The organism is Mycobacterium sp. 1164985.4 (genome assembly GCF_001668575.1).
In the GTDB taxonomy this organism is placed as follows: Bacteria; Actinomycetota; Actinomycetes; order Mycobacteriales; family Mycobacteriaceae; genus Mycobacterium.
Window position 1 is genome coordinate 72,136 of record NZ_LZMD01000081.1, and the last position, 13,253, is coordinate 85,388.

General features: G+C 67.2%; 13 protein-coding genes. 3 read left to right on the forward strand and 10 right to left on the reverse strand.

Features of this window, described 5'->3' with window-relative positions:
• Positions 1-34 precede the first annotated feature (34 nt).
• Positions 35-826, forward strand: coding sequence for a pirin family protein (locus A5650_RS17530; RefSeq protein WP_067080273.1), 792 nt, complete (start codon positions 35-37; stop codon positions 824-826).
• Positions 804-2,108, forward strand: coding sequence for a PQQ-dependent sugar dehydrogenase (locus tag A5650_RS17535; RefSeq protein WP_067080275.1), 1,305 nt, complete (start codon positions 804-806; stop codon positions 2,106-2,108). Before A5650_RS17530 ends, A5650_RS17535 begins: the two co-directional genes overlap by 23 nt.
• Here A5650_RS17535 and A5650_RS17540 read toward each other — a convergent pair.
• Positions 2,105-2,386: a GlsB/YeaQ/YmgE family stress response membrane protein gene (locus tag A5650_RS17540; protein ID WP_066841950.1), complete on the reverse strand. Its 282-nt coding sequence runs from the start codon at positions 2,384-2,386 to the stop codon at positions 2,105-2,107. The genes A5650_RS17535 and A5650_RS17540 overlap by 4 nt on opposite strands.
• Before the next feature lie 272 nt (positions 2,387-2,658).
• Here A5650_RS17540 and A5650_RS17545 point away from each other — a divergent pair, with 272 nt between their 5' ends.
• Positions 2,659-3,732: a phosphodiester glycosidase family protein gene (locus A5650_RS17545; RefSeq protein WP_067080279.1), complete on the forward strand. Its 1,074-nt coding sequence runs from the start codon at positions 2,659-2,661 to the stop codon at positions 3,730-3,732.
• Here the strand turns inward: A5650_RS17545 and A5650_RS27155 are convergent.
• From A5650_RS27155 to A5650_RS17590, 9 genes are all read right to left on the reverse strand, one after another.
• A complete protein-coding gene (locus A5650_RS27155; RefSeq protein ID WP_197501906.1) occupies positions 3,729-6,089 on the reverse strand; it encodes a hypothetical protein in 2,361 nt (786 codons plus the stop codon). The two genes, A5650_RS17545 and A5650_RS27155, sit on opposite strands and share 4 nt — an antisense overlap.
• A gap of 284 nt (positions 6,090-6,373) precedes the next feature.
• Positions 6,374-7,141: a fructosamine kinase family protein gene (locus tag A5650_RS17555; RefSeq protein WP_067080284.1), complete on the reverse strand. Its 768-nt coding sequence runs from the start codon at positions 7,139-7,141 to the stop codon at positions 6,374-6,376.
• A 3-nt stretch (positions 7,142-7,144) separates the two neighbouring features.
• On the reverse strand, positions 7,145-7,975 hold the full coding sequence (locus tag A5650_RS17560) for an SDR family NAD(P)-dependent oxidoreductase (RefSeq protein WP_067080288.1): 831 nt from the start codon (positions 7,973-7,975) through the stop codon (positions 7,145-7,147).
• Between the two features lie 9 nt (positions 7,976-7,984).
• Positions 7,985-8,668: a YoaK family protein gene (locus tag A5650_RS17565; protein WP_067080293.1), complete on the reverse strand. Its 684-nt coding sequence runs from the start codon at positions 8,666-8,668 to the stop codon at positions 7,985-7,987.
• Positions 8,669-8,683: 15 nt separating this feature from the next.
• On the reverse strand, positions 8,684-9,574 hold the full coding sequence (locus A5650_RS17570) for a mammalian cell entry protein (protein WP_067294122.1): 891 nt from the start codon (positions 9,572-9,574) through the stop codon (positions 8,684-8,686).
• Positions 9,541-10,092: an Rv1363c family protein gene (locus tag A5650_RS17575; RefSeq protein ID WP_067080300.1), complete on the reverse strand. Its 552-nt coding sequence runs from the start codon at positions 10,090-10,092 to the stop codon at positions 9,541-9,543. Before A5650_RS17575 ends, A5650_RS17570 begins: the two co-directional genes overlap by 34 nt.
• Positions 10,089-11,072, reverse strand: coding sequence for an RDD family protein (locus A5650_RS17580; protein WP_067080303.1), 984 nt, complete (start codon positions 11,070-11,072; stop codon positions 10,089-10,091). Before A5650_RS17580 ends, A5650_RS17575 begins: the two co-directional genes overlap by 4 nt.
• Complete coding sequence (locus A5650_RS17585) at positions 11,069-11,713, reverse strand: Rv1363c family protein (RefSeq protein ID WP_067080306.1); 645 nt, start codon at positions 11,711-11,713, stop codon at positions 11,069-11,071. Before A5650_RS17585 ends, A5650_RS17580 begins: the two co-directional genes overlap by 4 nt.
• A complete protein-coding gene (locus tag A5650_RS17590) occupies positions 11,683-13,251 on the reverse strand; it encodes a virulence factor Mce family protein (protein ID WP_067080307.1) in 1,569 nt (522 codons plus the stop codon). Before A5650_RS17590 ends, A5650_RS17585 begins: the two co-directional genes overlap by 31 nt.
• Positions 13,252-13,253 lie beyond the last annotated feature (2 nt).

The window sequence follows — 13,253 nt, forward strand, 5'->3', positions numbered from 1 at the left end:
CCATTTAGGCTGGGCGCCGAGCGAGAGGTAAGCCATGACCGCCCCCACCGTCGACATCCGCCGGGCAGACGATCGCGCGAAGACCGCGATCTCCTGGCTGGACTCCAAGCACTCGTTCTCCTTCGGCAGCCACTACGAGCCGGACAACACCCATCACGGCCTGCTGCTCGTCAACAACGACGACATCGTCAAACCGGGTACGGGGTTCGACACCCATCCGCACCGGGACATGGAGATCGTCACCTGGGTGCTGCGCGGATCGCTGGTGCACCAGGACTCCACCGGCCACTCCGGCGTGATCTATCCCGGCCTGGCGCAACGGATGTCGGCCGGCCGCGGCATCTTGCACTCGGAAAAGAACGACTCGTGGACGCTGACGGGCGCCGAATCCCGCTGGGGGCACCTCCCGCCCGAAGGGCAGGGGGACGAGCCGGTGCATTTCGTCCAGATGTGGGTGGTCCCCGACGAGTCCGGAATCGACCCCGGCTACCAGCAGCTCGAAATCGATGACGAACTGCTGCGCGGCGGTCTGATCACGATCGCCAGCGGTATGCCCGCACACCGGGACCAGACCGCGATCTTCATCCGCAACAAGTACGCCGCCCTACACGGAGCGCGCATGCAGCCCGGTGACAGCGTCGAGTTGCCGCACGCCCCGTATCTCCACCTGTTCGTGCCCCGCGGCGAGGTCACGCTCGAGGGCGCGGGCCCCTTGGGTGAGGGCGACGCCGTTCGTTTCACGGGTGCGGGTGGCCAGCGCGTCACCGCCACGACGTCGGCCGAAATTCTGGTCTGGGAGATGCATGCGAGTTTGGCTGCGGCATAACGCGATCGCCTGCATCGCAGGTGTGATGCTGGCGACGGGCTGCTCGTCGGATTCCGGGAGCGCGCCTGCGCCGGACCCGTCCACGAGCGAACCCTCGACCACCGCGGAAGCGACCTCGGACCTGTCCGAGGTGACCGTCGCCGTCGACCCGGCCCTGGCGCAGGCGCCGTTCGACGAGCCGCGTCAGGCGCTCGTTCCCGCCGGTTGGTCGATGTCGGTGTGGGCGCGCATCCCGAAGGCGAGGCTGGCCGCGTGGGCACCCGACGGTGCGCTCCTCGTGTCGCAGCCGAGCACGGGCGAGGTGTTGCGCCTGCAGCCCAGCGATGCGCAACCCCGCCAGTCGACCCTGCTGTCAGGACTTGACCAGCCGCACGGGCTGGCGTTCGAAGGCGACACGCTCTACGTCGCCGAAAGCGACCAGGTCGACGCCTACGCCTACGCCAACGGCGCGGCCACCGTTCGGCGCACCGTCGCGGGGGATCTGCCCGACGCGGGAAGTCCGGACCTGCGCGGCGCGTATGCCCACGCCCTCAAATCCGTCGCGATCGGCTCTGATGGCAGCGTCTACTTCTCGATCGGTTCGACGGGCAACATCACTGCCGCCGATCGCGACGCCGATCCGCCGCGCGCCACGATCATGCGGGTCCCGCCGGGAGGTGGCCCCGCCGAGCCGTTCGCGACCGGGGTCCGCAACGGGACCGGCCTGGCGATCGCGCCGGACGGAGCGGTGTGGACCGCCGTCAACAACCGCGACAACGTCGCCGACCCGCGCACCGGCGAGGTCCGCCAGGACTACGTCAGCCTGCATCCGCCGGAATCGGTGGCGCGACTGACGCCCGGCCGCGAACTGGGCTGGCCCTTCTGCAATCCCGAGGGTGGCCCGGCGCGGCTGCCGTTGATCCGCGACGTGCAGACCAACGCCGACGGCAGCCGCCTCGACTGTGCGGCCCTGCCGCCGATCGAACAGAGCCTCGGCGCGCATGCCGCCCCGCTCGGGATGAGCTTCACCGACGGCGCGTTACCTGCTCCGTACTCGAGCGGTGCGCTCGTCGGCGTGCACGGGTCGTGGAACCGGGAGCCGCCGTATGCCCCCGAGGTGGCGTTCTTCGGCTGGCGCAACGGAGAACTCGCCGACAAGCAGACGCTGGTCGGCGGGTTCCAGTCCGAAGACGGCTCACGGTGGGGCCGCCCGGTCGCCGCGGTCGTCGGGCCCGACGGCGCCGTCTACATCACCGATGACTACGCCGACGCGGTTTACCGGTTGGCCCCGCCGGAGCGTTAGCGCGTTCTCGGCGCTCCCGTGCCCCGCCGTCCGGTGATCGCTACGTAGATGCCGATGAGGATGATGGCCACTACCAGCCCGATGACGAATGGGATCGGGGAGAACATCTTGTCCCCGGTGCCGAACATCTCATTCGAAATCCACGAGCCGAGCAGGGCTCCCACTGCACCGAGCAGCACGGTGATGAGAACACCGACGTTCTGCTTACCGGGCAGAATCAGGCGCGCCAGTGCGCCGAGGATTGCGCCGACGACGAGCGCAACAATGATCGTCCACATATGTGACTCCTTCAGTTGGCGGCACTATGTGCCGCTAAGCACACAGTGCCCGTCTTGAGCGGTTCGTAACCCCTTGATTCGGCCTCCCACTCGTCTCCTGGTGCGTGGTCGCACACAATGATTTGACTCCTGCGGGACCTCAAGCGGCGCCGGAGCATCGAATCGCGACCTCCCAGCAACTCAACTGTGATGTAACTGCGACATATGTTGACAGTGGGATTGTTGTGAATAATGTGGCATTCGTTCCGCAGTCAACGCCAAAGGAGCCTCACGTGTCGGCGCGAACAGCAAACATCAAACGCTTCGCGGCCTCGGCTGCGGCGCTGTTGCTGTGCGCGGTGCTGTCGACGGCCCCTGCCGCCAATGCCGCCGGCGCACGCGAGAAACTCGCCAACGCGATCGCCAACACCCGCGGGTCCTATCTCGTCTACAACTTCGGCGGTGGCCATCCCGCCCCGATGCTCAACGCGGGCGGCGGCTGGTACGAGACCACCAGCGGCGGGCGTCTGATGATCATCAAGGCGGCCTCCACCCGGCTTGCGCCGCGGCTGCTGGTCGACTCGCACCGGGGTTATCAAGCGCGTTGCGAGCGCGATCCCCGCGCCCGCACCGGGGAGGGGCTGTTGCAGGCGTCGGAGATCTTCACTCCGCTGCAGGCCTGGCAGGCGCTCGGACAGCCGACGATCGCGATCAACGCCAACTTCTTCGACGTGCGCGGTCAGCGAGGCGGTTCGTGGAAGTCGACTGGATGCAGTTCACCGCTGGGCGCCTATGTCGACAACACCCGTGGCCAGGGTAAGGCGAACGTGGCGGTGACCGGCACCGTCGCCTATGCGGGTAAGCAGGGGTTGTCCGGCGGCAACGAGCACTGGAAAGCGTTGTCCACCATGATTCTCCCGGTGGGCGGAGCGCCGTACGTGGTGCCGCCTGCCAGCCCCGACGACTACGACGCGGCGTCACCGGTGGTGCAACGGCTGGTCGACGAGGGCGTGCGGTTCGTGGCGGTCGCAGGCATCGGCCTGCTCGCCCCCGGGGACACCGGGCAGCTCAACGACGGTGGGCCGAGCGCGGCGCGCACCGCGCTGGCATACGCCAAGGACAAGGACGAGATGTACGTCTTCCAGGGCGGCAGCTACACCCCGGACCAGATCCAGGATCTGTTCCGCGGGTTGGGCAGTGACACCGCCATTCTGCTCGACGGCGGCGGTTCGTCGTCGATCGTGCTGCGTCGCGACACCGGCGGCATGTGGACCGGTGCGGGTGTGCCCCGCGGATCCTGTGACACACGGCAGGTGCTCTGCGATTCGCGCGAACGCGGATTGCCGAGCTGGCTCGCATTCAACTAGGCGGCGGCGCTGTCGGAGCCTTCGCCGGATGTGCCGCCGGCGGTATCGCCGGTGCTGGTGGCCGAGGAGTCGTTGTCCGGCTTGGCATGTCGCGGTGACGATCCCGGTATCGCGCTGACCGGTTCGCCGTTGTCCGGCTTGGCGTGCTTCGGGCCGGACTTGGCTCCCGTGTTCGGGCTGAACTTGTTGCCCGGCTTGTAGCCCTTCTTCGACGAGACGGTGTCACCGTCCTTGTCGGTGCCGGTCTTGGCTTCCCCGGTCTTCGGGTCGCCGGTCTTCGTGTCGCCGGTCTTCGTTTCGCCGGTGTTGGTGTCGCCGGTCTTCGTTTCGCCGGTGTTGGTGTCACCGGTGTTGGTGTCACCGGTCTTGGTGTCACCGGTCTTGGTCTGGGTGACCTCGGTCTCGCGCACCGGAGCTTCGTCGGCCTTCACGTCCCCGGTCGCGGTCTCTTCGGTGACAATCGTCTGCCCGTCGGGCGTCTGCGCGACGGTTTCGCCCTCGAGTTTGTCTGCGACGACTTCGTCGCCGGCCTTGTCCGTAACGACTTCGTCGATGACGTGGGAGCCGATCTCGTCGGTGGGCTCCTCACCCGGTTCGCCCGTCACGAGGGTGAGCATCCGCGCACCGGATTCGGGCAGGTCCGTCGGCGAGGGAAGTTCGCTCTCCTCCTGCGTGGCGCCCGGGAGGATGCCTTCGGTAGCCTGTTCCAAGGCCTCATCGACGATGCCGGTCAGCACACTGGTCGGCGTTGTGCCCCACAGGGATCCGCCGGTGAGGAACCGGAGCAGACTGGTCAGGACGTTCGGTGTGCCTGCGGTCGGGTTGCCGCTGAAGAACTCCTTGAAGATGCCCTGGACCAACTGGTTGAGGATGACGCCCGGCGCCTGGGCCCAGTCGACGTTCGGAAAGGACATGAACGGCGTCGGGTCGCCGGCCTCGTCCAGTGTCCGCTCGTAACCGCCCGTCTGCGGGTTGTAGTAGACGTCGGTGTAGCCGAGGTTCACCAGGCTGGTCAACGCCGGGGCAAGCGCGTTGGCCACCATGCTGAACGGGTTGTAGCGCGCGACGCCTCCGAGCGTGACAAGGTTGAGCACGTCTGCGGCCAGATACAGTGGCTCGAGCAGAGGCAGGGTCGCCGAGCGCAGCGTGAGATAGAGGTTGACCGCGAGCGGGTCGCCGTTCGCGATGCGCTGCGCAAGATCGTCGAGCTGCAGCAGCTGCTGGGGGTCGAGCGTGACGCCGCGAAGCATGTAGGTGGGGAGCAGCCCCGCAAAGAGGTTGTTGGCCAACGAGAACGGGTTCGGCCATGCGGCGAAGTCGCTCAGCAGGTCGTACTGGACCGTCGCGTCGAGCTTGATCGGGATCAGGTTCGCGCCGCCGACGGAAAGGCCGGTGCCGGGCACCGGGAGGCCCCCGCTGTAGGAGGCTTCGGTCTCCGGCGTGACCGTCTTGATGCCCGCAAGCCCGAAGAGGGGATAGAAGCGGGCGAACATTCCGCCGTTGGCCCGTCCGGGATTACGCAGCAGGATCATCGGGAGGATGGTGATGCTGCCCAGGAGCGGATGCTCGTCGGCGTTCTCCCCGCCCGGTTGATTCACCAGATCGGCAACGATTCGCTCGTATGCCGCGCCGGCGGAGAAGGCACCGAGCCCCATGCTCAGAACCACCGGGACCCGGACCTCGACGGCGTCGATGTCGGGGATGGGAATGTTGAGCAGGTCCAGCACCGGGTTCAAGATCTCGAGCTCGCGAAGCACTGACTCGAGGCTGACTTCAGCGTCGAGGTACGGGGTCTTGTTGACCTCCTCGGCGATGGCGCGCGGCAAGCCGGGCACCCAGCCCAGGTCGACTCCCAACAGCTTGAGCAGGGTGAATACCGGGCCCGCAGTTATCACGTTGACCGGGCCGGGGAGGTTGGAGAGGTTGAACGGATCGCTGAGGTCGAGGCCGAGCAGTCCGAGCAGACCACCGAGGGTTTCGGGTAGTGAGCCAGCCAATAGGTTGCTGATCTGCTGCTCTACGTCGGGGGCGAGTACCCCGAGGGGATCGATCAGCGCACCGACGACACCGGGTACATCGACCGGGATCGCGCCGACCACATCTTCGAGCAAACCTGGTGGAATCTCACCCAGGACCCCGCCGAGCAGGTTGTTGAGCACCGACTCCGGGTCCGCGCCGGCCGCCTGCGCCAGCACGGCCAGGTTGAAATTCTCGACCACCAGTCGGATCAGCACCTCGGCGGCGACCTGGCCGAGGTCGTAGACCGCCGAGCCGAGGCCGAATGTCAGGTCGGGGATCTCGTCGGGCCCGGGCCACTGATTCACCGCCGCGGCCAGGCTGACGTCGGTATCTACCACAGCCTTCGCATCGTCGCTGGGCTCCGGAAGGGGTGCCGCACCGATGGTGAGCGCCGTCGCTGTCGCAGTTACCGCGCCGATCGCCGCGATTTTGTTGGAGCTCCGGCTGCGTTTGCCATGCCTGCCGCGTCTGCCAGCCACTGATCCGGTCCTTTCGAACGAAACAGCAATTTACGTGACCGTAACAGGCAGACTCTCACGAGAGCACAGTTTGAGCAAATTTCTTTGCACGGTAAATAAGTTAACTTATCGAACCCGACGCATAGCCAGCGGAATCGTTTCGATCACCCGACGAGGACGCTGCGCGCCGCCGCCGATGTTTGCCGTACATAACCGCCACCGAACAGGACGACGTGGGCTAACAGCGGATAGAGCTGATGCAGACCGACCCGGCCGCGCCAGCCCGCCCGCAACGTCCGCGCGGATTGGTAGCCGTCGATCACCTCGTCGAAGTAGGGGCAGCCGAACAGTGCAAGCATGGCCAGATCGGTCTCGCGGTGGCCGCCGTGGGCGGCCGGGTCGATCAGCACCACTTCACCCGGTGTCCACATAACGTTGCCACTCCACAGGTCGCCGTGCAGGCGGGCGGGTGGGTCGTCGTCGTCGAAATCGCCTTCTTCGCACTTCACCATCGCCGTGTCGATGGCAGCGCGGCACTCCGCGTCCAGTCGATCGGCCGCTGCGCGCGCCATCGGGGCCAATCTCTCGCGCGCGTAGAAGGCGCCCCAGCGCTCGTGTCCCCTCAACGACATGGGCAGCGGATCGTGGAGCGGCCCGAAGAACCCGGGCCCTTCCCATCCGTCGGGCGGGGCTCCGAACGCCCCGGCTCCGGCGTCGTGCGTACGAGCGAGTCGGCACCCGAACTCGCGCGCGGCGGATCGGCTGGGTCCAACGCTTCGCAGCCGTTCCAGGGTGAGGCTGCGGTCGTCGTAATCGAGCACGGCCGCGCACGGAACCCCTCCGTCGGCCGCCGAAAGCCACTGCAGCCCAGCGGCTTCACAGGCGAAGAAGCCTGGGGGTGCGGAGGCGTTGCGCTTGACGAACTCGCCCATCGGTCAGGGTTGGCCGGACACCCGGCGCAACACGGCGTCGCGCACGCGGGTCGGCAACTTCGGCACCACGGCAACCTGCAGTTTGGGCCCCACCCCGACCACATAACGAGCTCGTGGTCTGCGCGCGGTGAGCGCCTCCTCGACCACGGCGGAGACTTTCGCGGTCGGGACAGCCATTCGTTGCGCGACGGGCACCATCTTCTTCATCCCCGCGATGTGTTCGGCGTACAGCGCGCGGTGCTCCGGGGAAAGGGCGGCCTCGGCTTCGACCACCATGGTGTCGGCGGTACGCCACATGTCGGTGTCGGTCTGCGCCGGCTCGACGACGACAACCGGTATCTGCCAGGGCCGCAACTCCATACGCAACGCATCGGCCGCGGCCTCGAGCGCGAACTTGCTCGCGGCATACGCTCCGAGCAACGGCATCGACATCCGACCGTTGACGCTGGAGATGAACACGATCCGGCCGCGGGCTGCCCGCATCCGCGGCAGTATCGCCCTGGTGACGGCGAGCTGGCCGATCACATTGATCTCCAACTGCTTTCGCCATTCATCCGATGTCACCGTCTCCATGGGCCCGGTGACGACCACACCGGCGTTGTTGACCACCGCGTCCAGTCGCGGAGGCAGGACGTCGGCCAACGCGGCGATGTGGCCGGCGTCGGTGACGTCGAGGAGTACCGCCGAGATACGGTCCGGATCCAGCCCGGTGACCGCCTCGGCATCCTGCTCCGTGCGGACACCGGCAATCACCTGCCATCCACGCGCGGCCAGGTGCACGGCGATCGCCCGGCCAATTCCCCGTGACGCATCGGTGACGAGTACCGAAGGCATACGGCAAGACTAGCCTCGGCCGCGCCTGTCCCCGACCCAGAACAAGACTCCGGACAGCGCCACCATTGCCGCGGCGATGCCGATGATCGGCGCGACGGTGAAACGGCTCATCGTCGCCCCCACGACCGCCCCACCGCACATCGTCAGAACCACGCTGTAGCGCAACTTCTCCCGCTCACCGGTGCCACCGGCCAACCGGCTGTCGAAGCCGATCCGCACGATCGTCGTCGTCAACACCGTGGTCGACAACTCCTGGATGCCGAACTGCTGGGCGCTGGAGTTCTGGACGCCGAACGCCACAGCCAGGCCGGCGATGAGCAGCAGTTTGGTGTTGTCCTGATAGTCGAGCACGCCGGTCCCGGCAAGCACCGACAGGGCCGCGAGCAACACGACCTCGAACGTCAGCGTGATCGCCAGCCACCGGCGGACATCGGTGCCGATGTGGCGGGTGAACCGGCCACTGACCACCGCACCCGCGACGAAGCCGGCGAACGCGACGAGCGCGGCGGTCACGTCCACCCCGGAGTTCGGCACCAGCCAGAAACCCAGGAAGATCACGTTCCCGGTCATGTTCGCCACGAACACGTGACCGAGCTTCAGCACGCTGACCGCATCGACCAAGCCGGTCGCGAACGTCAACAACAGCAGGCAGGTGATCGTCAACCGTTGCGAGACAGGCGATTCGACCGCCATGCGCCAGCTCCCCGACTACAGCTGTGGTGTCAGGTCCAGCGACGTGATGGTCGACATATTCGTGATCAGCCACTTGGCATCGCGGCGTTCCATCGTCAACCGGTAGGACAGGTAGCGCAGCGAAGGGATGTTCTTGCTCATCGGGCTGGTCGCCACCGAGTTGGTGTAGACGATCGCGGTGGCCTCGTCGGGGGTCAGGGTTTCCACCGCCGCGCCCAGCACCTGCGTGGTGTTGGTGACCTGCGCTTGTTTGTTCGTCGCGACGATCGCGTCGATGTACTTGCGGTACTCATAGGCGAAGTCGCCACCGAGGAACGCCGCCGACCGGTCCGGCAACGTCTCCATGTTGTCCGGCGTGTAGGTCCACAGTGTGGAGATCGCACTGGCCGCGGTGCGAGCCACGTCGAGTTTGGTGTCGATCTCGGCTCGCTCCGACAGGTAGGGCTGCAGGGTCGACGCGGCGAACGCGGCTGCACCGACGAACAGCACGGCGGCCGCCGCCATCGCCCCGACGAGCCGCTTGCCTGCTGGCCGGTGCGGTACGAACCGCACTTCCTGCGGCACGACGGCGGACTCGTCCGTGGGGTCAGGCTCGACGGCCCCGGCTTCGGCCTCTTTGGGTTCCGAGGCGGCTGCGTCCTGCGCCGCGGCGTCGACGGTGTCGTCGTCGGCCTCCTCGACGCGCGTCCTGCCCTGGCGTTTCGCCTTGCCGACCGGCCGACGCGCGGGCGTATCCGCTGCGGGTGCCGCCTCCGGCGTCTCCGCCGTGGCGGAATCCGGGGCGGCTTCCGCCGATTCCTTCTGCCGACGCCGAAGGAAGGACCACCGACGCCGGCTCGGCGCCGGGGTGGATTCCGCCGGGGGTCCGGTGGTCAGATCACCTGGATCAGCTGGCTGATCTTCCACTGCTGTCCCTCCTTGATAGCCGTTGCTATCCAACGACTTCCACTCTCGACTGTCGATTTGCCGTCCGGCCCTTTCGTGGAGACCTTGGTCGCGACCAGGATGTCGGCGCTGCCGTTGTCGTTCCACCGCTGCACACCCGCGGCCAGCACGGCTCCACTGGTGGGCTCAGCCTGCGCGACCTGGATCAGTATCTCGTTCTGCTTCTCCTTGAACATCTTCGCGAAATCACCCGTCCCCTGCGCCAGGATCCGGTCCACATAGGCGTTGGCGTTGAAGGGGTCCAACGACGTGTAGTCGGTCATGAATTCGCTGACGTACACCAGCGCGGCGTGGTCATTGGCGACCGTGCGGCGGTTGTTCTCGTGGCTGACCAACATCAGCGATCCCGCCGCGATCGCGGCCGCCATCAGAAGTGACGCCGCGGCGGCGATGATCGGAAGCCCCCAGCGGCGCGGTGGCCTCGGTTCCACCTCGAAGAAGTCTCGCTCATCGGCGTCGACTCTGCGCCGCGGACTCATCGGCCCTGCGTATTCATCTGGGGTCGCTTCAGCACGGTGAGATTGGCGACGCGCCACTGGCCGTCGCCGGATTTCGCCAACTCGACCTGCACGGTGGCGGTGATGAACTTCAGCTCGTTGGGGTCATCGCCCCGCTGGCCCTGCAGCGCCAGCAGCATCTCCGCGGTGTCCGGCGTCGCTTCGAGCACCGCGCTGCTGACCGCCCAGTACTCGTTGGAGCTGACACCCGCGCTCTGTCCGGCCTTCTGCTGGTCGATCAACTGCTGCCGGTAACCGTCGGTGGCCAGCGACTGTGCCCGCGCGAAATCCTCCTGCATGGTGTCGCTCTTGAAGCTCAGCATCTGCTCGACGATCCGCGGGCCCTGTTCGGCGATCTGTTCTCTGGTCTCCTCGACCGCGCGCTCGTGCCGGTACACCACCCAGTAGTTCACTGCGACGGCCGCCGCGCAGGCCACCGTGGCGACGATGAGCACGACGGCGGTCAGCGTGCTGACGTTGCGCTCGGGCGGCGGCACCGGACGTACCTCGGTGCGCAGCAGAAGGTCGGCGAAGGTGCGGTGGCGCCGATCCCACAGTGGCCATAGCCATCCGATGAACAACGCCGCGGTGTCGAGCACGTGCGCGCCGTCACGAATCAGCAGCCGCCACACTCCGACCGGTGAGCCGTCCCGCTTCCTGACCGCGATGCCGAAAACGGCGCGTCCCAGCGAGAAGCCGACGATGCCAGGCAGTACGAGGCGATTGACCGCGATCACCAACACCACGACGACCACCGCGGCGATGTAGCACCACCACAGCGGACTGCGCAGCGGCGCGGTCAGCGAAACCAATGCCAGCGTCACCAGCACGGCGAGCCCGATCAGGACGTCGACGGCGAACGCGCCGGCCCTGGCCGGCCACGACGCCACCGGCTCCACGGTGGCCTGGTCGGTGGCCGGCGAATCCGGGGTCGTGTCGAGTGTCAGGGTGGACGATGTCACGATGTGACCTGATCCAACTCGGCGACCTTGTAGGTCCCTTCGTCCGGTGCCATCCGCACCCGCAGCCGGTAGCCCTGCTCCTCATCGGCGGTGTCGGAGTTGGTGACCTTGACCCGCACCGCGACCAGGATGTCGAAAGACCCGTCGTCGTTGTGCTTCTCCACCGCCGCGCGCATATCCGAAACCTGCACCCGCACGTCGGCGGCCTGGTACGCGTCGACCAGCACCCCTGCGTACAGCGAGGACTGCACGGCGAAGTCGCCGGTCGAGCAATCGATGATCTTGGTCTGCGCCGCGGTCATGGCGGCGGTGTCGGGCGCGTGCGTCGCGGCCACACAATCCTTCGCCGCCTGCAGTGCCGCCGCTTCGGCGCGCTCGCTGGCCGCGACCCGTTGGTCATTTTTGAAGAGCAGGAATCCCGCGACACCCCCGGCGACGGCGAGCGCGAGCAGCGCCGCGCAGATACTGACAGCCAGGCCGCGACCGATCCGCGACGGTCGGCGGGGATCGGCCGAAACCTGTTCTTCTGTGGTGTCCGGATCCTCGGCGGGCGCTGGGCCTGGGGATACTGCTAACGACTCGTCGGGCGTCTCATCAGCATCGGTGGGGTTCAGCTGGCGGGTGCCAGCATCTCCTTCCATCCGTCGTCTCCTGGGTTACTCGAGTTGCTGACGTTGTATTTCACGCCGTCGGGTCCGACCACCTGGCCGCTGCTCGGGCTGTACACCGCCGTGGAGCCGGGTGGCCCTGGTGCCGGAGTGTAGATGCAGGGGTTGGGTTGTTGTCCACTGCAGGTCACGCTGCCCTGTCCGGGCGGGCTCAGCGGATCGCTGACCGGCGCCGTCGAGTTCGGCGGCGGCAGGTCGCTCGCGGGTGCAGGATTCATCCCGCTGTTGACCGACGGCGCCTGGATGACGCCGCGGCCCGGGTTGACGCCCTGATCGCAGCGCGCGCCAGGGGCCGGGCAGGACAGGATCTGGTTTGGGTCGCCGTACCACGGGTTGGTGCCCAGCGGAACGTACGGCTCATCGCTGCGGCACTCCATCGGCGTCGCCGCCCGCTTGCCCGGGACGTCGACGCAGGGATAGTTGCGGGCGCCGCGAACGACGTTGCCCTGGTAGTCCTTCGGGATCTTGCAGTAGGTGCCCCGCGGCAGCGGCGCCATGCTGGTGTCGGCCGGCGAGCGCCACTCGGACGCGGGCAGGAAGCCGGTCAGACATGGCGGCGGCTGGTTGAGTGCACCTAACGCGAGCGGCAGTTGGCCGTAGCCCTCAAACAACGTGCCCGCTTGCGCCACCGCCGCGCCCTGCGGTAAGAGAACTAGCGACTGCTCGAGGCCCTTGTTGTAGCGCTTGAGCATGTCGGTGACGATCGCGAGGTTCGCTAGCGTCTGCGGCAACGACTCGCGCACCCCGCCGAACACTGCGTTGAGCTGGTCGGCTGTCGGAGCGGCCTGCTGGAGGCCGCTCCGCAGCGCCGCATCCTGCTCGGCCGACTGCGCGGCGATCACGTTCAGGTTGCGCGACCACTGCTCGATGTTGTCGCCGGACTGCACCTGGCTGTCCAGGATCGGGCCTGCGTTGACGATGATGTCGTTGACCTGCGGCAGATGGTCCTTGAAGCCCTGCGCGATGTTGGTCGTCGAATCCACCAGCCGTTGCAGCGCCGGGCCCAGCCCGCCGACCGCCTGTGACGTCTCGGTGAGCAGCGCGTCGATCTTCTCCTTGGGCAGCACCGCCAGACCCCTGTTCGCGGCGTCCAGCGCCGGGCCGACCTCGCTGGGCACGGTGCTCTCGGTGATCGTCGAACCCGGCGACAGGTACTGGTCCGCGTCGCCCGTCGACACCAGGTCCAGATACTGCTCGCCGATCGCCGACACCGAGTGCACGTTCGCCGTCGCGTCGGCGGGAATCTTGTAGCGGTCATCGATGCTCATCACCGCGAGCGCGCCCCGCTGGGTCGGCTCGACCGAGGTGACCTTGCCGATCTGCGTGCCGCGGTAGGTGACGTTGGCCGTCGCGTACAGACCGCCCGAGCGGGGGAGTTCGGCCTTCAACTCGTACTGGCCGATACCGACGAGGCTCGGGATGCGCAGGTAGTACCACCCCAGCACCACCAGCGCGACGATCGTCAGGATGGTGAACAGCACCAGCTGGATCCTGATGAACCTGGTCAGCACAG